Raw genomic sequence first — 21644 nt, 5'->3', positions numbered from 1 at the left:
TAACGAAGAAAGGGGAATGGCCCATGTCACTGGACACCAAGACGTATACGTTTGACGAGCTGGAAAGCAAATACCGGAATTTCTACGCACCGGCCTACGAGATTTATATCGACGGCTCCAATATTGTCACCGAAAGCATGGCCATTCCCTCCATCACCGTCACGACAAGCGTCGAACCTAAAGCAAACTACGTCGATTTTTCCGTGAAAAACGCCTACGATATCGTCAAGCGGGATTTCAAATGGCTTGCCCAATATTTTGTTTTAGGTAAAACACTGGAAGTGAAAATGGGGTACACGGACAAGCTGAAAACGGTATTTTACGGGATCATCACTTCCGTTACCGCCGATTATCCGGCACAGGGCCATCCGACCCTCCGGGTGAAAGGCATGGACAAATCGACGCTCATGATGAAAGGCTCGAAGGCCGGCTATTGGATCGACAAAAAATACAGCGACGTAGCCAAGGAGATCGGCCAAAAATATGTGCCCAAAGTGATCGTCGACGATACGCAAACCGTGATCGGCACGATCGACCAAAAAGGAATGAGCGACTTTAAATTTCTCAGGTACTTGGCGCTGATGTGCAATTACGACTTTTTTCTCGTGGGTAAAACGATGTATTTTCGCAAGCCGCTTACAGCTACTTCCAGCGCGCTGACCTTGAGCTACGGCCAAAATTTGCGCAGCTTTTCTACCGATATGAACCTCGCCGACCAGATTACCAAAGTGACGGTGCGCGGTTGGGACGACAAGCAGCAGAAGCCGATCGTCGCTTCGGCTACCGAGATCATTAAGCTGGGCTCCGGCTCCAAGACGGGCAAAGATTTGCTGAAAACGCATGGCGAGTTCGAGGAAAATATCGGTGCGAACGTTGATTCCGCGGAAGAGGCGAAAGCGAAGGCGGAGGCGATTATGAACGAGCGGGCCATGAAGCTGGTTTCCGGGCATGGCGAAACCATCGGCCTGCCTGAAATTTGCGCGGGCCGGTATATCAAGCTGGAGGGATTGGGCAGGGTTCTCAACCAGCCTTACTATATTACGTCCTCCACGCATCGGATCGACGCCTCCGGGTATACGACGACATTTAAAGTTCAAGGAAATGCGGTGGGCTGACATGAACGAATTTCCTTTCTCGTTAAATCCGAACGAAGCGCTAGAATCGCTGACGCCGAAGATCAACGGCGTGATGGTAGCTGTCGTGACGGACAACAAGGACCCGGAAAACCTGGCCCGGGTCAAGCTGAAGCTCCCGCTCCGCGAAGGGGAGATGGAAACCGATTGGACCCGGATCGCCACGCTGATGGCCGGGAAAGACCGCGGAACGCTGTTTATTCCGGAGGTGGGGGACGAGGTACTTGTCGCGTTTCATCTCGGAGAAGCCCGGCAGCCTTATGTGATTGGCACGCTTTGGAATAAGAAGGACCCTTCTCCCGAAGGGAAGAACGACAAGAACGACGTGCGCAAATTCAAGTCGCGGGCGGGGCATGAGCTGATTTTTGATGACAACGACGCCGAGGGCAAGATTACGGTCAAGACTCAAAAAGGCCAGATCGTCGAGCTGCTGGATAAGGAAAGCTCTGTCACAATCGCCGATTCCAGCGGAAATCATTCGATTGTCATACAAGGCGGGTCCGCCAACGAAATCAAGATCAAGTCGAGCACTTCGGTCATCACGATGAATGCCAAGGGCGATATCCAGATCGAAAGCAGCAAGCAAATTACCGTCAAATCGACCCAGGTGAACATCGAGGCTTCCGCGAGTTTGGCGCTGAAAGGCAGCGCTTCCGTCGATATCAAATCGGATGGGGTCGTCAATATTAAGGGCAGCCTGGTCAAAATCAACTAATCGGCCAAGGGAGGCGCACGGGTGAAGTCGTTTTTGGGCAGAGGATGGAAATTCCCCGTCGAAGTGGACGAAGTGACCGGCCGCATCAAAATGTCCGAATATGAAGAGGACATCGCCGAAGCAATTCGTATTATTGTATGGACCGGCAAAGGGGAGCGTGTCATGAGGCCGGATTTCGGCTGCGGCGTGGAGCGCTTTTTGTTCGGCTCGACGGACGAGACGACGATGCATCTGCTGGAGTCGGACATCGCTGAAGCGATCCGCATCTGGGAGCCTAGGGTACACGAAGTCGAGGTCCGGGCCGAGCCGGATACGGACGATCCCGGCAAAGTGATGATCCGCATTCAGTACGAGGTCCGATCGACGAACAACTTATTTAATCAGGTGTATCCGTTCTACATTCATGAAGGCACGAAATGAGCGGCCGAATAGGCTAGGAAAGGAGGCGGTTCACGGATGCGGGTTCCTCCGATCGACGCCCGGGATGTCCCGGCGTTGATTCGACAAATGCAGGAGATGACACCTTTTTATACACCCGAATGGAGATTCACGCCGGAGGACCCCGATCCGGGAACGGCTTTGTTTCTTCTGTTCGCGCGGATGCTGGGGGACAATATCTCTAGGCTCAATCAAGTGCCGCATAAAAATTTCGTCGCTTTCCTCAATATGCTGGATGTGTCCCAGCAGTCCTCCCTTCCGGCTAAAAGCTACCTGACCTTTTATTTAAGCGAGGGAGCGCAGGAGACCGTTCCGGTGCCCAAAGGGACGAAGGTGGCCGGAACGCCCCCCGAAGGCGGAGAACCGGTCATCTTCGAAACGGCGCATTCCGTCATGGTTACGCCCGCCCGGCTTACGGACATGTACAATGTCAGCGTTCGCCACGACCGGATCGTCCGGCTTGACGCTCCCTCGGGAGAGGAGCAGCCGGCGGCGCTGTTCCGGTTCGGGACAGAAGGCGACGTGCAAGAACACAGCCTGCTTCTGAAGCACGATCATTTGTTCAGGCTGAAGCATGGAGCGAGAATTGAGCTGGAGCTGACGCATTCGTTGAAACGATTCAAAGAGGCTGCCTTATCGGAACGTTTGGCGGACAGCGGGGCGGTGACGTGGAGCTATTTTTCGGGCGGGGCTTGGGTTCCGTTCGACGAGGCGGAAAGCCGGGGAAACCGGTTGATTTTGACCAAACGCACGCTTGCCCCTTGGGAGGAAACGGAGCTGGAGGAAGGCGCCGGAAGATGGCTGCGGTGCAAGGTTCGTTCGCTCGGCGCAGCTTCGGGCACCCCGGATCTAGCGGAGCTGGAGCTGGACGGACTGCGCATCAAGGCGGATTATGCGGACCTGCACGGCGACGGCGGAATCGCGCCGGAGCGGATGTATTTCGGCGATATCCAGATCGATTCGGGCGGCGGCTATCCGTTCGGAGATCTGTTCGCGCCGTTCGGGACGTTTTATGCCGCATGCGCGGAACCGCTCAGCAAGCGGGGCGGCAAAATAACGGTCAGCTTCCGTTTATCGCGCAGAGAGCATCGGCTGATCCCGGAGAAGCCGCCGCACATCGACTGGAAGCCGATTATGAAGAAGAAAGATGTGGACAAGGTCGATATCCCCGATCAAGTTTCGATCACCCGCGTCGTATGGGAATATTGGAACGGTTCCGCTTGGGTGAGGTTGCCCGTTCCGGCAGCGGCAGAAACGCTGTTCTATCATCCTGTGGAGGGCCGTGCGGAGTTTGCCTTTATATGTCCGGCCGATCTGGAGCAGACGTTCGTCAACTCGGAATGGAACTATTGGATTCGCGCGCGGATTTTGCATATCGAGCATTTGTATTCGGCCAACCCGCTCTATTTGTCTCCGTGGATCGACCAGGTCCGCCTGAAATACGCTTACGACGAGCCGCTCTACCCGCCTGAAGCGTGCTGGACCCGCAACAATGCGGAGAGCGGGGACTACTCCGGACAAACCGGGGGCAGCGGGCGTCCCTTTGCTCCTTTCCGGCTGCCGGAGGGCGGCAAGCCGGCCGTTTATTTCGGTTTTGACCGGGCTCCCGTCCGCGGACCGATCAGTTTTTATTTTTCCGTGCTGATGCAAAAAGCGGCGTCCGGCGACATCCCGCTGATCGAATGGGAGTATGGGGCGGGGGAAGGAAACTGGCGTCCCTTGAAGACAACGGACGGCACGAACGGGTTTATGCAAAGCGGAACGGTTCTTTTCTATTCACCGGCCGATTTGGCGAAGCTTCGGGTGTGGGGCCGGGATCGGTATTGGATTCGCGCGGTGAACAAGGACGCGAGGTTCGATTCGGACAGCCCGCCGAGCCCTTGTCCGTTAATCTTGGGGGTCCATTTGAACACCGTGGCGGCGATCCAGCAGGAGACGGTCGAGCAGGAAACGCCGCAGGTGGCGCCCTCCGATGATTTCCCGGACGAAACGTCCGCCGTCGTCTTGGCCCGCACGCCGGTCATTTCGGAGGAAGTATGGGTGGACGAAACCGGGCATTTGGCCAAGGAAGAGCTGGCCGAGCTGGAGCTCGCCGAAGGCCGGGCGGACATCGTGCGGGATTCGGAAGGGCAAGTGCTGAAGTGCTGGGTCCGCTACGAGCCGGTGGCAAATTTCCTCGCTTCGGGTCCGTCTGACCGGCAATACCGGATAGATCGTTCGACCGGCCGGATCTATTTTGGGGACGGGATTCACGGGAAGCGTCTCCCAAATTCGGATATCGAACGGATCAAGGTGAATTACAAAACCGGCGGGGGAGAACGGGGGAATTTGGACCGGCTGACGATCAACCAATTGCAAACGTCCATTGCCTTCATCCAGAACGTCGTGAATCACGAGCCCGCTTCCGGCGGCTGCGAGCCCGAATCGCTGCAGGAGGCGCTGAAACGCGGACCGCAGTTGGTCAAGCACCGGGGGCGCGCGGTGACCGCGGAAGATTACGAATGGCTCGCGCGGGAAGCTTATCCGGGCATCGGCAAGGTGAAATGCCTGCCCGGTCGCAACGCCCGCATGGAGAAAGACATGGGATGCGTTACACTGGTTATCCTGCCGAAAACGGGCTTTTACGAAGGGCCTCCTTTTATCGAGCTGAAGAAACGGGTCGAGAGCTATCTCCGGGAGCGTGCGGCTTATCCGACGGCTTTTCCGGGCAGCATTCAAGTGATCGGGCCGGCCTGGCTGGAGATCGGCGTGCAAGCGGTATTGGCTGTGAAAAGCATGGAGGAAGCGGCTGCGGCTGAAAGTCAGGCGCTGAGCAAAATCAGCCGGTTCCTGCACCCGCTGGTTGGGGGCTTGAACGGAAACGGGTGGGAAATCGGCAAGCCGCTGCACCTGTCCATGTTCTACGCGCTGCTGAAATCCATCGGGTCGATCCATCACGTCGACCGTCTGACCATGACGGTAACGAAGCTGGAGGACGGAGAGCGCACGGAGCTGCTGCCGGAGAACATGTCCCTGATTCCGCACGGCATCGTCACCGAAGGCATCCATAAGCTGGCTATCGAGATCGTGTAAGGGACGGGAGGGGAACAAGCATGCTCAAGCTGCCGAATTTGGATGATCGCATGTACGAGCATATGGTCGAAGCGGCCCGGAAGCAAATCCCTGCGCTTTATCCGGCATGGACCGACGAGAACGCGCATGATCCGGGCATGACGATGCTCGAAATGCTGACTTGGCTTATCGAGATGCAGCAGTATTACTTAAACCGGGTCACCGAAGCCAACGAGCTGAAATTTCTCAAGCTGCTTGGCGTGAAGCCCCGGGGAGCGGTGCCGGCTTCGGTGGAAGTTCATTTCGAAGGCGTCGACGAGAAATCTAAGCTTCCCCGCGGAACCAAGCTGTCGGCGGGCGGGCTGATCTTCGAGACGTCAGAGCCGCTTCTGCTCGTTCCCGCCATCCCGGATAAGCTGATTGTCGCGACCGACTCCGGTTATTTCGACTATACCGCCTCGAACGAAGGGCGCAACGTATCGTTTCCGGCATTCGGGGCCAAGGGGGAAGCGGGCAGTCGATTGTACATCGGGTTCACCGAACCGCTGCCGACGAATCAGCTGCTTACCCTGTCCATTCGGTTATATGAGAACTACCCTATCGTTCCGGTGCAGGATACCGAAAGGGAACGCATTCCTTCAGCCATGTTGACGTGGCGGATGTTCGGTGACGGTGGAGAGGACCGTCCTGCGAACTGGCAGCCGGTCAATTTGCGGCGAGACGAGACGAATCATTTGTCGCAAAGCGGTAAGCTGTTATTCCGATTGGAGCGGCCTATGCAGCCGAAAGTCATCGGGCCGGCGACGGACCGGGAGCGGTACTGGATCTGCTGCGAGGTCGTCGAAGCGGGATTTGAGCTGCCGCCTAAGATCGAACATGTGGCGTTCAATGCGGTGACGGCCTTCCAGCACGACACATGGAGTCTGATGGAGGAGTTCGATTGGGACGGAAGGAGCGTGCAAGGACAATCGCTGGAAATCAGCCATTATTTGGCTTTTTTTGGCGCGGTACGGATTCAAGTGCGCACCGAGGCCCAGGGGGAGTGGGAGGAATGGAGCGAGGCCGGCGATCTGTCGTCTGCGGTTCCGGAGGATAAACGGAAAGTTTACGCTTTAAGCCGAAACGTTGGGAGCAAGACGGTCCGGATCGCTTTCGGGGAAGATGCAGGCGGACAAGCGCCGCCGGACGGCATCGGACGGATAAGGGTCATTTGCCATAATGGGCGGTTTCGCGATCAGCGGCACATCGGCGCGGGAAACGGGCTGCCTCATCAGCGCTTCGAGCTGCCCTGCGCTTCCGTCGTTGTCGAAGCGTTCCGGCTTCAAATCGGAGAAAAAGACCCCGTATCTCGGGAATGGCTGTGGTATGACTGGCACCGGGTCGACGACTTCGACCGGTCCGGTCCGGACGACCGGCATTTCCTTCTCGATCCGCTGACCGGCATCGTCCTTTTCGGCGACAACGAGAAAGGGATGGCGCCTCCGCCGTCCGACGAACTGAACATCGTTGTGATGTCCCTTCGTTCAACCGAAGGCGTGTCCGGGAATATTAACGCCGCCTTGATTCAGCGTTTCGCCGAGCCGTGGCCGGAGGTGGAGCTTGTGCGCCCCGTGAACCGGACGGTCGCTGCGGGCGGCTGCGCTCCGGAAACGCTGGAAGAGTCTAAGCTGAGAGTGAGAACGGAGCTGCAGCAGCCTGCAACCGCCGTGACGGCGGAGGACGTGGAGCGGATCGTGCTGAATACGCCGGGACTTCGCGTGGCCAGAGCGCGGGCGCTGCCTTTATTCCGCAAAGGGCTGAAGCAATATCCTGCGGACCGGTCGCCGGCGGCCCTTTCCGTCGTGGTGGTGCCCTACAGCGAATCGCCGAAGCCGATGCCGAGCCGTGGGTTTATGGAAACGGTGAGACGGTATTTGGACAAACGCCGGATGATTACGACGGACATTCAAATTTTGCCACCGGAATATATTGAGATTAGCGTACATGCCGTTATCGTGGTAGAGCCTTCGTTCAAGGACGAGGCTGATGTCGTTATCCGGGAGCTGACCCGACTGCTTCAGCCTTTCGACAACAAGGACGGAACGAGCGGCTGGGCTTTCGGACGGACCGTGTACAAGGGAGACATCTACGGCGTTATCAATCGGATTCCAGGGGTCAGCTACATTCAGGATTTATGGATTTCGGCCGAAGGCAAAGGATTTCATAAAGATGCCGACGGCGATATTCAAATCCCGCCGTACGGGCTCGTATATTCCGGAGAGCACGACATCGAATTGATCAGCTTGACCGAGCTGTAATAAAAGGGGAGGGCGCATGATGGGACCTTTCCGTTTTTTTTCGCTGAACAAGCCGTCGGATTGGAAACGGGGAATGACCTGTAACGTCAGCATCGATTCCGCCGGACTTGTGCTTAAGCAAACGGAGCAGTACGGCATTGCGGCGAAAATTTCATTGACGGAATGGGAAGGCGGAGGGCCCGGAGCGATCGCAGATATAGCTCCGGGCCGGCAGGACCGCATTTATTTGCTCGATAAGTCTGCCGCCCTGTGGCTGTACGATCCGGACAACCGCCTTCTGGAGCCGCTGCTTCGCGAAGGACACGGCACATTCACCTCCTCCGCATACTTGGCGGCCGTAGGAGATACGGTGCTGGCCGCAGATCCCCATGGCGACACGCCGCTTATTGCCTTTCATGCCGGCAACAGCCAAGCGGTATGGAGCTACAGCGACTACCGCGGGGAAAGCTTGTATCCCTTGGGCGCAGCCCAGGCGAACGGGCAGTTTCTGGTGCTCGCCATTGTGGATGGCAGCAGGCTTGTCTTATTAAGGCTTGGTTTCTCAGGCCAACTGCTGGCGGAAACGGAGATCGATCCGGATCGGGTGCTCCCTAACGGAATGGAAGCGTTGCGTGGCCGGTTTCAACTGGCAGGGACGGAGGATGGGACCGTTTGGCTGCTGGATACTAGGACGGGGCGGCTGTTTTGCCTGCCGGACGGCAGCGAGCCGGAGTGGCTCACCGAAGCCGTCCGGCTGCCGAGGCCGTCGGGCATCGCGATGGACGGGCGAGGCGGCTTGTTTATCGGGAACGCCTCGGGCGAAGCGGCCGACGAAAACCGGCATTCCCTGCTCCGGGCTGAAATGTCCGGAGAACAATGCACCGTCCGGCCGATCGCTTCGTACCACGGGCGGTCCAACAAGCTGCTGACGAATGCGAGTGGACAGCTTTATGCCTGGAACCGCGCCGAAGAAACCGTCACCGTGCTGCAGCTATTGCCACGCACGAATTCCTGCGGGAATGGCCGCTACGAAGGAACGTGGATCTCCTGCTCTCTGGACAGCATCCGCAGCGAGAACGAATGGCATAAAGCGGTGCTGGATGCAGACATCGAAGAGGGATTGCAGCTGCGTCTGTCCTGGTTCGCCTCCGACCGTAAAACGGTGGCGCTCGGCGGACGCGTACTAGATCTGGATCAATATATTGCGGATCCGGCCGTTCCAGCCGAGGAAAAGCTGGATGCTTTGAAACCGCTGTGGACGCATACGTTAACGAATCCGAAGGATGCGCTGCTGGTGTCGGCGAAGGGGCGCTACTTATGGCTGAAGCTGGAGTGGATCGGCAGCGAAACGGCTTCCCCGCTGCTTCGCAAGCTTCGCATTTACGATCCGCGCATGTCCTATTTATCTTATCTTCCGGCCGTGTATCAAGAGGACGAGAAGAGCCGGAGCTTTCTGGAGCGCTATTTATCGCTGTTCGCTACCTTTATGGAGGAGACGGACGAGACGATCGCCGGAATCGCGCGCTATTTCGACCCGGATGCGACGGACGGCCCTTACCTGCGGTGGCTTGCCTCGTGGCTGGGCCTTTCGCCGGATGAGCATTGGACGGAACAGCAGCTGCGATTGTGGATGCGCGAAGCCCCCGACTTGTACCGGTTCCGGGGAACCCGGGCGGCCATATCGCGGATGGTGGAGATTTACACGGGCGAGGCGCCGATGATTATCGAGCATTTTCAAATCCGGCACTTGCTGGAAAATGCCGAGTTCCGCGAAACCGCGAGCCGGCTCTACAGCGACGACCCTTACACGTTCTGCGTTGTGGTGAAGCCGGAGCATGCCGCTTCGGATAAACAAAAATATGTGCTGCAGCAGCTGCTGGACGCCCAGAAGCCCGCCTTTACGGAGGTCAAGCTGGTTGTGCTGCAGCCGTGGATGAATATGGATATGCATACGTATCTCGGCATCAATACGACTCTGGCCGAGCCGTCTTGGTTGAAGCTGGACCGGCGCGCCACCTTGCCTTATCATACGGTGCTGATTGATGTGGAGCGCGACAACCGCATGGACATTCATACGAGACTCGGTCTCGATTCGGAGCTTGAATAACATTAAATGATGAAAGAGGAAGCGGAGCATGAAAAAGTCCAGGTTTTTTCCGTTTGAACGCAACCGGTACTTTTACGGCAAGCTGCTGACGGTCCGAGATTTCGAATCCGAGCAAAAATATTTCAACGACAAGCGGCGGCTGTTGAACAGATTGCTGTTCGGAAGCGGCGTAGTGGCGGGCCTGCAGGTGGTCGCGGTGGACGACAAGTCGGTATCGGTGCAGTCCGGGCTCGCGCTGGACGGCCTCGGGCGGGAAATTACGGTTTCCTCCCCGGTGACGCTCAAGCTCTCGATGATGGAGGGGTTCAACAATAACGACTATGCCAAAAACGTATACCTCTGCATCGCATATGACGAGAAGGGCAAGGAGCCCGTACATGCGGTGGCGAACAGCTCGGCCCGCCCGGATGAGATCAGCGAATATAACCGGGTGGTGGAAGGGTATCGCTTGTTCATCCGGGAAAACGCGCCGGAGCCCGCGCAATTCGAGTGGAACGAGTTTGCGCTGGCGACCGCCGTCCTGTACGATGACGGGCACGTTCGGGTGCTGCAAACCGTGCCTCGTTACGTGACAGAGGGCGAGACGTTCGAAGCCCGGCTTCGGATCGAGAAAACACTGCAAACGCCGCCGATTACAGTTGAGTACGAACCACTCGGCGGGCTTTTTCCATTGGTGGAGGATCCCGATTGTGCAACCGCCGGCAAAATCCGGGTCGATGTGCCTGCAGACAATAAATCGGACGATTTCGTCGTCCGTTGGTCGGTAAGGGCAGCAGGGAGCGCCGGGGAAAAAGGAGATTTCGGTTCGAGGCCCGGCACGGCCGTTCTCACGATCGGCGACCGGCGTATTCAGGTGGAGTCCGCTTGCTCGCAGACGATTGAAATTGTCGCGGATACGGAAGAGAAGCTGTGGGAGGCCTATGCCGCCCGATCGATGGACGAGGCGCTGGGCTCGCCGGCGGAGCCGGAGGTCGTGCTGGCCAAAATCAGCCTGCTGCAGATGGGCCCAAGCTACGTCATCGACCATGTGACGCCGCTGCCGTTTAACGAGCTGATCGCAAATTCGCCTCTGCTGGGCATACTGGCAAGGCGAACGGGCAGCTTGCCGGGGGGCGGCAGCGACGGGGCGGCGTTTACGGCCGGCGCCTCCGTACGGCAGCTTGAAGCGGACGAGCCGCCGCAGTTCTCCGTCGGCTACCGGGCGGACAAGGGCCATTTTGACTTCACGTTAGGAATGCCGCAGCAGAAGTCCGCACAAGAAGAGATCGGCACCGGCGTCGTGGACCTTCCTCTGGCCGGGGGGATCGTCAAAAGCGGCATGATCTCGTTCGGCAAGCAGGAGCGGAGCTATTATACGGATGAGATCAGCCACGGTCTTGGGCCAGGGCAGGTGATGGTTACGGTCGGCCTGGAGGTTGCCGATAACGATATGATTCCGGATCTTCTGAACGTGAACGAGAGCGTATTTTACGGGGCTTCCGATGTGTTTCAGGGAAGCGATTACGATATCGGTCTGCCCAAAGTATCCGTAGGGACGGTCGTCTATCCGCGAAGAGGATCGTTTCGGATCGGGCTGAAGCTGCTGTCTCCGGCCGAAGGCTCAAGCTTGCGCTTGAGATGGTGGGCGGTGCGCAGCAGCCAGGATACGGCGCAGCAGGCGGCCGCAGCCGACCTATCCTTTTCCGAGCGCGAAGCGGCAGCCGGGACGGATAGTAAATAAGCGGCGCTTATAGATCGGAGGAGACAAAGCCCCGGTGAGGGAAGGCATCTGCATTCATGGAAAAAGGCCTCCCGAACGGCGGAGGATTGCATCAAACAGCGAGAAAGCGAGGAGGCTCCAATGCCCATTCGTCCGACGATTGCACATAGAACAGCCGACCCTGCGGCGGAATACGATCAAGTCAGGACCCGAACGGGAGCCGGGTCTATGCTTCCGCCCCTGCAAGCGATGATGCAGCTCCAGAGAAGCTTGGGGAACCAAGCGGTCTTGCAGCTTATGGGGAAGAAAGGGGAAGCATCCGACACGTCCAAGAAAGGAACGAAAAGGAAAAAATCAAAAGACGAAGACGATACGGAACAGAAAAAAAAGAAAAAGAAAGTGATCAAATCCAAGAAGCTGAGCGAAGAAGAACGGAGGGAGCAGCAATCCGCAGCGGCCAAAAGACGTTTGGAGCAGAAGAAGGCTTTTTTCAAGAAAGTCAAAGCTAAATTAAATCAAGGTCTAACCGACTCCAAATGGGAAAATTCGAACGTTAGCTTGGCCGCCGGGGAAATTCACAAGGTTCCTGTGAAGTTTGCAGATACGGCTGAGAAAAATGCGGGCTCGCATCAGGAGCACGTCAGCGTCAACGACTTGTACAATAATAATGCGGAATCCTTAATTCCACCGAAAAGCTATGAGAACAACCGGACGGATCAAGTGCTGCGCTGGATCTCCTCCGCCTTCTACTTCAAGCTCAAAGGGAAAACCCAAGAGGTTCAAGCCGGACTGTTTGACGATGACCGGTTTTATCTCGCTGCGAACGAGAATCGGAATAAGCGACATTTCGTCAGGAGAAACAAAAAGAAAAAGGTGAATGAGACCGGGCTAAGCACGAAGGAATTGTTGGAGAACATTGTGCAGGAATACGAAGAAACCGAAGCCGAAAAATTTCCTGGAATGCTCCCTGAAGTGAAGGAACGAGTCGTCCGGCATCTGGAAAAAATCAAGGCGCGTCTCTTGCAGGATGAACTGCCGGAGGAGTACGCTCATTTGTCGGATGCCCTTAACGCCGAGCCGATCGTAGCGATGGAGACGGAGAAGCAGGGCAAGAAGAACGTGGACCTTCATGCAGAGCGGCGGATCAAAAAACATTTGAAAGATGACGAGAAGTTTAGATCGGGGCATGTGAAGGGCTTGAAGCGCCCTTGCTTGATCTGTATGATGGCTAACTACGCAGAGTACAAGGCCGGCAACGACGACTGGATGGACAAATGTCCTCACATTCCGGAGCGCAGCGGCCCGGGATGGATGAGCGAGGCGGCAACTCACGGATACGATATCGAAGCGAATGCGGATATGATTAACCGGCTCATCCCGAGAACGTACGCCAGTATTCCGAAGTCGGAAAAAGAAGAGATGAACCAAGACCCGAATCACGTGCCCAAGTTCTCTTACAACATTGATACCGACTCGGAATCGGATGTGGACGAGTCCGAATCGGAGGAAGAAATGGACGAGGATGAACGGAGTCTCACGGCCGAAGCCGAAGAGGAAGAAATTTTCTTGATAGAGGAAGAGGAACAGGGCTTTGCCATGGATGACGAAGAGGAACAAGAATTCACGATGGAGGAAGAAGAACAGGGCTTCTTTGAGGATGAAGATGAAATGGAGCCGGGCTTCTTGGCGGACGACGAAGAAGAGGACGATATGCGAGTCTAATGAAGGAACGCGGGCATGGACGGCGACTTTGAACCAAAAAAAGCAGCCAAGCGGAGAAAGCCGGGCTAGTGCTTCGTTTTCTCCGCTTTTTGACCGCCGGACACTTCCAGTTCTTTCAGCGTATGGGTGGGGCTGTAAAGGAAACGGTAAACATACGAATCGGCGATATAAATGTCTCGTTCGTCCGGCGATACGCTGAGGCTTGTTTTTGCCAGCAGGATTTGCTTCGGATCGTCCTTGACGAGCTTTCGGTAACGCTCTTCAAAGCTCGCCGCCAGAGCTTCGATCGTATCCGGGTCAGTCAGCTTCACAGCCGCAATATAGGTGGTTTGAGGATCGGACTGCGATAATTTCACGGTAAACGCCATCCGGTAATTGCGGTAGCTCATAAGCAGCTCCGGTGTTCCGTCGGGGGTGTCGACGACGATTGTTTCCGGCGCTTTACCGAGCAGCTCTTCGATTTTGGCCCCGGTCATCCCCAGAAAGGCGGTATAATCCGGCTGGCCTTGCCGAAAGAAACCAAGGTATGTCGGCTTTCCGTCCTTGCCGAGCAGCTGCCCCAATCCGTCGTACAGTCCGCCGGCGAATCTTCCTTTATAAAGCGGCTGGCCGTTTTCGGAGAAGGCCTCTCCGTTCCCGCTGTACACGCCGGCGACAAAGTCCCCGCTGTATTTCGGGTTTCCGTTTTCGTAATAGGCTTGTCCGGTTCCGCTGTACCGGCCTGCCATGAATGCGCCTTTATACTTGGCCGATCCCGTTCCGAAATACTCCGTGCCTTCGCCGGAGTACGATCCGTTAGTGAATCCGCCTTCGTACAGTACCGAGCCCGATTCGGCAAGCAGCTTGCCTGCGCCGTTATATTTTCCCGCCAGGAACTGTCCCTGGTATTTCACGGCGCCGTCGGAATTATATTCGGTACCGTCTCCCGCGTAGAGGCCACCGGTGAAGCTTCCTTCGTACATGACTTTGCCGTTCGCGTCGAACGCCTTGCCCCTTCCTGCGGGGATGCCTGCTTGAAACTCGCCCTGGTAGCGGATTTTGCCGTTCGGGTGGAACAGGGTGCCCGTGCCCGAATACAGTCCCTCGGCAAAGCCTCCGCGGTACAGCAGCGTGCCGTCGGGACCGAGCTCTTCGCCGGATGCAAGCTGCCCTTTGTCGAACTCCCCTTGCCGGTTCAGTCTCCCCTTGGGATCATACAGCTTCCCGGGGCCCTGAAAGACGCCGTCCTTCAGCTCCCCTTCGTATTTGAACCAGCCGGCTTGATCGAAAACTTTGGCTTTGCCGGTATAGGTGAGAGGGGTTCCGGTTTGCTCATGAAAGGTCGGTACGAATCCGAACATGCGGCTCACGAAGGCCGGGGGCTTGATCCAGATGAAATACACGAGCGCCAGCAGGACCAGCGCCACAATGACGATCAGCTTCTTTTGCACATAGTAATTGCCGATCGGCACGTAGCTTTGCTTGGTGACTTCCTTGGCGGTCAGAATCGTTTTGCAGGCGTCGGCCGCTTTCTTGACCGCCAGCTTCGGCAGAGCGGCCGTTTGCTTCAGCGGGGCGATAAACGGCTTGATCATCGTTTCAATCACTACTTGTCGCTCCTTCTATGGCACTTGAATGGTCGCTTGTCCGGGAACCGCAATCTCGATCAATCCGCCCCAGGAACAAACGAGCTTCGAGCTGTTGTTCAGGGCGGGCATATTGCCAATAAGAACGGTTGGAGAGCCTGGCGCCCATGGCGCAGCAGTCACGGGTACGCAGGGCATGGGGGTCATGACGCCGAAATTGGCCGCCGTGGCCGCAGCGACCTGCGGATTGGCCATAGAGCTGCACATGCCGAAAGGCAGCACGTTGACCATCGGCTTGTTGTCCATAATGTTGGCAACCGGCATGGAGGTTGTGACACGGTTCGCCGGCAATACCTGAAGGGAAGCCGGCGCATTGCCGAAGCTGCACCGGATCGTCGCCCCTCCGCATACAAGTTGTCCCATCTTGCCGCACCCCTTTTTGTTTTGTAAGGTCGCTTTGCTTCGTTACTTTCATACTACTATACTCGCCTGAAGCAGGCAACGAAAGTTCGACATTTTTAGAACAAAATGGATGTGGTTGGAAATTTATAGTAGTATGGAGGCATGGTGGAAAAAAGAATGGCGAATCGTGTCGATACGGATAGGCGGGAGAGGATTCTTTGAGAAAGCTGCAAAAAGCAGCCGTCGCGCTTATGGCGGCGGTGATCGTACAAGGCCTGATGCCTTCAGGCGTACTGGCGGAAGAGCGGCGAATTACGCTTGAGGAAGCGTTAAAGCTGGCAGCGGCAGAGTCGGGGGAGCTTGCACAATCCCGCCTTCTGATTCAAGCCAAGACGATAGAACTGACGCAAGCGCAGGGCGCCGTAGCGAATCAGAGCGAAAAAGACAGCAGCCTGCTTGCGAAGCCGCACAGCTTAGCTCAAGATTTGGGCATCGGCCTTAAGGTTCCGGAAGCGCGCAAGGTGCTGGGCGAGGCCAAGCGGGAGCTGGCGAGCAAGGAGCTGCAGCTGCGCTCGGAGGTGGAGAAGCTGGTTTTCACGATGCTTCAGGCGGCGGATAACGCAGCGCTGCTGGAGCAAAAATGGGCGCAGGCCCAAAAGCGGCTGACCACGCTGGAGACGAAGCTGAAGTTCGGAGCTGCCGGACAAGAAGAGGCGGATAAGCAGAAGGAAGCTCTGGATCGCGCGCAATCCGAGCTGAAGGTCGCCCGTTTGGCGATTAAATCGGCCAAGCTGCAGCTCGGGGAGAAGCTGGGCATCGATCCCGAATCGGCGTTCACGGCGGAGGCGAAGCCCGATTACGTCGTGCTTACGCAGGAGCAAATGTGGAAGTTTATCGCTCATGCGGAAAAGCATGATTTCGAGCTGTATAAAGATACGGAAACCAGGAAAATGGCCGAGGAAAAGGTCCGTCTGACCCGCAAGCTGTATTCCGCCAAATTCGGCGAGAAGGACATGCGGCTGATCGAAGCGATATATTCCGCCCCGGAGATGGATTACGAGCTGTTCATGGCGAACTACGACGGACTGCTCGGCGAGATCAAGCGGAAGTGGGAGGGGATTTTCTTGATCCCGGTTCCTATCGTTCCGATCATCTTGCCTTTGCCGAAAGTCGTGCTGCAAGGGGAATATGATGGGCTGCGTTATTTCGACGACGCGCCGTATTCGCTTCCGGTGTCGATGCTGGAGGCGGACAAAGCTCGGCTGAAGGAACAGGACACCCGCAAAAAGCTGATCAACAAAGTGAAAAAGTCGTACCTCGACGCCAAGACGGCCGAGGAAGCTTATGCGCAGGCTTTAAAGCAGGTTGACACGCGAAAAAACGAGCTAGAAGCGGCAAGCAAAAAGCACGCCGTCGGCTGGATCAAGGATGACGAATTCGAGAAAGCGAGCCAGGCTTCGGAAGAAGCGCAAAAGGGGGCGATATCCGGGTACTACGCTTACAAGAGCGCCTTGTCGGCGATGAACGTCGTCTCTGCAGGCGCGCTCGATTCGGCCTGGAAGCCGGGAACGCTTCCTTATCTGGCTATTGACGACGGCCTGGAGCCGATCAAGGAGCAGCCGTCTGAACCGGCCGGAGGACGCACCTTCAGCGGAAAATGGACCGTGAAAGACGCGGTCGAAGGCGTCACCGGCGAGCTGACCGTCCAAGTGCCAAAGGAGCTGGGGGCAACCGCCTTTGCGCTGCTCACGAAGGACGGTCGTCCAATTGGCGGCAAAGTTCCTCTGGACGGGAAGCTGATGCATTTGAAAGTCGTCTTTGCCGATATGAGCGGGTTGAAGGTGCAGTTCTATAAAGATGCCGAGGTGATCGCGGAAGCCGTTCCGGACGGGTATGGTTCTTCGGGGGCGCTGCCGGTCATGCTTAAAGGAAAAGGGGAGTAGCCATGCACGGTCCAAACGGCACAAAATGGCTTGCAGCCGCGTTCGCGTTTGCGGTCGCGCTGACCGGAGGGGCTTTGCCGGCAGACGCCAAGCTGCCGCCGGAAGCGGCGGACAAGCCGGGGTATCTGATCGTCGGAACGTATCTCATCCATAAAGATGCGCTGACGAAGCAAAATTTCGCGGCCGCAAAGACGACGATGAAGTCGTCCGGACAGGGGACGTATTACAAGTCGGAGTTTGCGGACGGGGCTTGGTTCGACTTGTCCCGCAGCGCGGAATTCCGGGATATCGCCGACCCGAAGGGGAAGAAGGCGGTACCGGCCGCTCTGATCGATCAGCTAAAGCTGGAGATTTGGATCGACGGTCAAGGCCAAATACACAGCCTGCTGACGGCAGACGAGCTCGCCAAGCAGATCGAGCAGTTGAAGAAGGAGGCGGACAAGCTGCAGAAGGACGGCCAGACCGCCGTTCAGGACAACAAGCCGAACGCCGCGACGCAGCAGTCGCTGGAGCAGAACCGTCTCGAAGCGGGCGCAGCTTTTCTTGAGGCGCTGGCCGGAGGAAATCAGGAGGAAGCCCAAAAGCTGCTCGGGCGGATGGGCGATCCTATGGAGGCGCTGGCCGACCTGCAGACAAAAGCCAGCGCGCTGGGGGACACGCTCGGCGAGGAGCGGAAGAAGCTGGAGGCGCAGCTGAAGCAGGCGGAGGCGGCAGGCGACACGAAGCTCGCGGAGGAGCTGCAAGCGAAGCTGAAAGCTTCGACGGCCGCCGCAGGTCCCCTCGGGCAGCCTAAGGATGCCGCATCAGCAGCAGCCGCGCTTGAAGCGCTTAAGGCGAAACAGGCGGAGCTGGAGCAACTGGCCGGAGCGGCGGCGAAGTCCGGCAATGCGCAGCTGACCGCGGAGCTGCAGGCGCAGGCTGCGGCCAATCAAGCCGCCCTGGAGGCGGAGAAGCAGCAGGCTAAAGCTCTGCTGACAGCGGAGCTGACCAATCAGGCCGCTGCGCTGGCGAAGCAGTTGGCCGAGGCGTCGGCCGCTAGAGATACGGCGATGGAAGCGAAGCTGCTGGCACAATGGGCCGGCGTGGAGGTGCAGCGGAAAGCGATCGACAGCGGACTGGCGGAGAAGCGGGAGTCGTTGGAAGAAGCGATGGTGAAACTGGAGACCGCCGCGAGCGGCCAGAGCGGGACAGCACAGCAGGAGCTGGAAGCGGCGCTGACGAAGCTGCGGAAGCAGTTGACTGGCGCGAAGAAACGGGAGCTGTTTCTTCAATTGAATCTCATCGAATCCGTCACGGGAGAAGCGGCGGGTAAGGTCGCTTCGGAGCTGATAACCGAGCTGAAGGCTTTGGAGAAAAGCCTGTATACCGCGGACGAATACAAGGCGCTGGAACAGTTGGCGGAGCAGATTGGCACAGCGTCGGCCGGGCAAGTCGTCCCTCTGCCGGTTGAAAACCTGTTGACGGATACCGTGTCCCTGAAGTTCGAGATGCCGCCCGTACGGATCGACGGGGCCGCCTATATCCATATCCGTCCCGTATCCGAGGCGTTCGGCGCGCTCGTGGTCTGGAACGATGAAGATCGGACCGTCACGATCAGTAAAGCCGGAGCGGTTCTGTTCTGCCGAGTGGACCGTCCGGAAGCTTATCTTAACGGAACGCCCGTCACGCTTGACTCCCCTCCCCGGCTCGTCGAAGGAAGAACGATGGTTCCTCTGCGATTTGTGGCCGAAGGTCTGGGGCTTGGCGTGACTTGGCATGAGCCGTCTGCGGCCATTCGGATCGACGGCTTCGACGAATAGGGGAGAAACCATAGCGGATGAACAAAAAATTATTCCTTTTACTGCTTGCCGCAGCCATTGTATTGACGGGCTGGGGGCTGTACCGCACGGCGGGGCAAGGCGTCGCTCTTCTTCCCTGGGACCGCTCCTTGGCGTTCGAAGGCATATTCAAGGTGACCGCGGATTCAGCGGACCGTTTGTATTTCATCGGCAAATCCAAACGCACGATTATTAAGACGGATAAGGACGGCAGCATTTTGTACACCCACTCGGTAAGCAAGGATGCATCGGGCGGAATGAATCAATATAACGGCTTGGCGGCCGACGACGAAGGCAGCGTCTATGTGCTGAAAACGCGGCTCGATCCGTACGGCCTGTACGTGACCGGGGAGAATATCGTCAAAATCAGCGCGTCCGGAAGCGACGTGAGCACATTGGCCGAATACCGCTACGACACCTCTACCGAATCAATGCTCCGCGTCGGGAAGATCCGGTCGTTGACGGTGCAGGACAACCGCCTGTACTACTACATCCTGGACGGCAATTCCATCATTCTGCATGCGCTGCCTCTGAACGGCGGTACCGGCGAGGAAGTGTTCCGTACGACACTTCCAACCGGCGAATTACCGGCCGATGCGGCGGGCGTAAGTCCGGAGGGCCGATTTTACTCGACGAAAAAAGACCGGATATTCCAGGTTCTTCCGAATGGAGACTCCCGCTTAGTGTATCCGCTGTCGGGAATGGACAGAACGGCCCGCGACATTGCCTTGTCCTTGCGGGGCGATGCGCAGCACCGTCTTGTGTTTATCAACGAGCAGTTGAACGATATCAGCCGGCTTGATCCGCAGGAGCCATATATCGTCGAATCGCTGCTGAATCAGACGCTTTTTGACAAAGCCGGTTATGGCAAGCTGGGAACGCTGCTGCACGTCTATGCATCGCCCAACGGCGGCATTTTTGCCGTGACCGAGAACCAGTTCGTGAAGAGGGACCGGGACGGGGCGATTGCGGAATCTTTTTCATCCTTTGCCTATACGGCAAGAGATACGGCCCTGGGGTACTTATTCTGGTTTCTGGCACTGGTGGAGCTGGCGCTGGTCATTTGGCTGCACCGGTTCGTTTATGTTCATTTGCTGAACCGGAAGGTGCCGCTGATGCTCAAATTCCTGATCGCCTTTGTGCCGATTGTCGTCGCTTCCATGCTCTGGTTGTCGGAGGCGGTTTACCAGAGAGTGTCGGAGAAGCTGGAGCATGAGGTGGAAAATAACTTCCTGCTCGTTGCCGCCGGAAGCAATTATTTCGTCAAAGGCGACGAATTGGAGAAGCTGAACTCTCCGCTGGATTACATGAACGGCGATTACCGCACGATTCGCAGCAGCCTATCGGCCCTGTACGGGTCCTTGGGCGGCAAACGCGAGGGGCAGTATACGACCTTATACAAGCTGGAGAATGGAGAGCTGTTTATCGTCATGGATGATGACAGCAGCGTGCCGATGTTCCGGCCGATGGAGCTGACGCCGGATTACCGGCAGGTCATCGAGACGGGGAAGGCGGTTACCGGCTCGACGGACGACTCCAGAGGGTATTGGATTTATGCGCTCAGTCCCGTGTATAACTCCTCCGGGAAAATGGTCGGGGTTTATGAAACGGGCAAGGATGCGAATGGCCTCAGAGAGCACAATCAGGACTTAAAGCTGGTCATCATCCGCAATATGGGGTTGATTACGCTGGTTATTTTGCTTTTATTCAGCGCCATCGCCTTGTCGATCTCGATCTCCATCCGCCGATTGCGTGCCAGCGTCAACGAAATTGCGGGCGGGAAATGGGAGGCGGCCGTCGATATCCGTTCGCGGGACGAGCTTGCGGACTTGGGAGACCGCTTCAATATGATGGCGGTCCATATCCGGAATTACATCGCTGAAATCACCAGCTTCAGCGAGGCTTACTACCGTTTTGTCCCGCAGCAGTTTTTGAAGTTTATCGGCAAAGAGAGCATTGTGGACGTGCATCTGGGCGATCAGGTGCAGCGGGAGATGAGCATTCTGGTTGCGAATATGCGGGACTTTTACCGGTTTTCACGCGATTTGACGCCGGAGCAAAATTTCAACCTTATTAACGCTTATTTGAAAAGATTCGGTCCGGTCATCCGCCATCAGGACGGCTTCGTCAGCAAATATTTGGGAGCCGGTTTTCTGGCGTTGTTTCCGTCGCAAGCCGATCGGGCTTTGAAAGCGGCGACGGAGATGAGGAAGGTGCTCGAACAATATAACGACGAGCGGACAAGCGCCGGCAAAGCGCCGATCGATATGGGAATCGCCATTCATCACGGCCCGGTTATGCTAGGGGTCATCGGGGAGGAAAAGCGGATGGAGGGAGGGGTCATTTCCGAGCATGTGAACCGGACGGAGCAGCTCGAAGCCCTGACCGACAAGCTCGGGGTGTCCGTCCTGATCACGGAGGCATTTTACAAGCAGCTTGCGAATCCCGCGGAATTTTCCATCCGCTCGCTCGGGCGGGTGCTTCCTTACGGCGAGGATCGCGCGGTCCGGCTCTACGATGTTTATGAGGGGGACCGGGCCGAGGTACGGAAGTTGAAGGAGGAGACCCGGGCCGCTTTTGAAGCGGCCGTCGAATGGTATCAGAACGGACGATTTTACGATGCCCGCGAGGCTTTCCTGCAGATCATCAGACGCAACCGCTGGGATCAAGCGGCCCGGCTGTATTTTTATCTGTGCGACGACTACTTCCAGAACGGGGCGCCTGCCGATTGGGACGGTACGCTGACTCTAAGCTGATCGAATAGGCGGGATTCGGG

The 21644-nt window shown here is 57.1% G+C and carries 13 protein-coding genes; 11 read left to right on the top strand and 2 right to left on the bottom strand.

The features are described 5' to 3' along the window. Positions 1 to 23 precede the first annotated feature (23 nt). The 8 genes from ET33_RS07670 (at position 24) to ET33_RS36295 (ending at position 13141) form a co-directional block, all read left to right on the top strand. Positions 24 to 1115 (top strand): phage late control D family protein, encoded by a 1092-nt coding sequence (locus ET33_RS07670; RefSeq protein WP_036678863.1) that lies wholly within the window; start codon positions 24 to 26, stop codon positions 1113 to 1115. 1 nt (position 1116) lies between these two features. Next, the gene (locus ET33_RS07665) at positions 1117 to 1848 is read left to right on the top strand and encodes a phage baseplate assembly protein V (protein ID WP_036678861.1); all 732 of its coding nucleotides are present in this window, start codon (positions 1117 to 1119) and stop codon (positions 1846 to 1848) included. A gap of 21 nt (positions 1849 to 1869) precedes the next feature. Continuing rightward, complete coding sequence (locus ET33_RS07660; RefSeq protein WP_036678857.1) at positions 1870 to 2268, top strand: GPW/gp25 family protein; 399 nt, start codon at positions 1870 to 1872, stop codon at positions 2266 to 2268. Between the two features lie 36 nt (positions 2269 to 2304). Further along, a complete protein-coding gene (locus tag ET33_RS07655; protein WP_036678853.1) occupies positions 2305 to 5358 on the top strand; it encodes a putative baseplate assembly protein in 3054 nt (1017 codons plus the stop codon). A gap of 20 nt (positions 5359 to 5378) precedes the next feature. Next, positions 5379 to 7634 (top strand): putative baseplate assembly protein, encoded by a 2256-nt coding sequence (locus ET33_RS07650; protein WP_036678850.1) that lies wholly within the window; start codon positions 5379 to 5381, stop codon positions 7632 to 7634. A 19-nt stretch (positions 7635 to 7653) separates the two neighbouring features. Next, positions 7654 to 9720, top strand: coding sequence for a phage tail protein (locus ET33_RS07645; protein ID WP_036678848.1), 2067 nt, complete (start codon positions 7654 to 7656; stop codon positions 9718 to 9720). Positions 9721 to 9748: 28 nt separating this feature from the next. Next, positions 9749 to 11440, top strand: coding sequence for a hypothetical protein (locus ET33_RS07640; protein ID WP_051775174.1), 1692 nt, complete (start codon positions 9749 to 9751; stop codon positions 11438 to 11440). A 120-nt stretch (positions 11441 to 11560) separates the two neighbouring features. Continuing rightward, the gene (locus tag ET33_RS36295; protein WP_051775173.1) at positions 11561 to 13141 is read left to right on the top strand and encodes a hypothetical protein; all 1581 of its coding nucleotides are present in this window, start codon (positions 11561 to 11563) and stop codon (positions 13139 to 13141) included. A gap of 65 nt (positions 13142 to 13206) precedes the next feature. On the opposite strand, the gene ET33_RS07630 is transcribed toward ET33_RS36295, so the two are convergent. Continuing rightward, positions 13207 to 14727: an MORN repeat-containing protein gene (locus ET33_RS07630; RefSeq protein WP_036678845.1), complete on the bottom strand. Its 1521-nt coding sequence runs from the start codon at positions 14725 to 14727 to the stop codon at positions 13207 to 13209. A gap of 15 nt (positions 14728 to 14742) precedes the next feature. Next, positions 14743 to 15129, bottom strand: a complete 387-nt coding sequence (locus tag ET33_RS07625) for a DUF4280 domain-containing protein (RefSeq protein ID WP_036678841.1) — start codon at positions 15127 to 15129, stop codon at positions 14743 to 14745. A 197-nt stretch (positions 15130 to 15326) separates the two neighbouring features. On the opposite strand from ET33_RS07625, the gene ET33_RS07620 reads away from it, so the two are divergent. Genes ET33_RS07620 through ET33_RS36285 form a run of 3 tightly spaced genes read left to right on the top strand, consistent with a single transcriptional unit; the run spans position 15327 to position 21624 of the window. Next, positions 15327 to 17051 (top strand): TolC family protein, encoded by a 1725-nt coding sequence (locus ET33_RS07620; protein ID WP_036678837.1) that lies wholly within the window; start codon positions 15327 to 15329, stop codon positions 17049 to 17051. Between the two features lie 2 nt (positions 17052 to 17053). Continuing rightward, on the top strand, positions 17054 to 18850 hold the full coding sequence (locus ET33_RS36290) for a stalk domain-containing protein (protein ID WP_051775172.1): 1797 nt from the start codon (positions 17054 to 17056) through the stop codon (positions 18848 to 18850). Positions 18851 to 18867: 17 nt separating this feature from the next. Next, positions 18868 to 21624 (top strand): adenylate/guanylate cyclase domain-containing protein, encoded by a 2757-nt coding sequence (locus ET33_RS36285; RefSeq protein WP_051775171.1) that lies wholly within the window; start codon positions 18868 to 18870, stop codon positions 21622 to 21624. Positions 21625 to 21644: the final 20 nt, after the last annotated feature.

The sequence above is a fragment of the Paenibacillus tyrphae genome, assembly GCF_000722545.1.
In the GTDB taxonomy this organism is placed as follows: Bacteria; Bacillota; Bacilli; order Paenibacillales; family NBRC-103111; genus Paenibacillus_G; species Paenibacillus_G tyrfis.
This window is presented reverse-complemented; position numbering and strand designations above follow the sequence as displayed.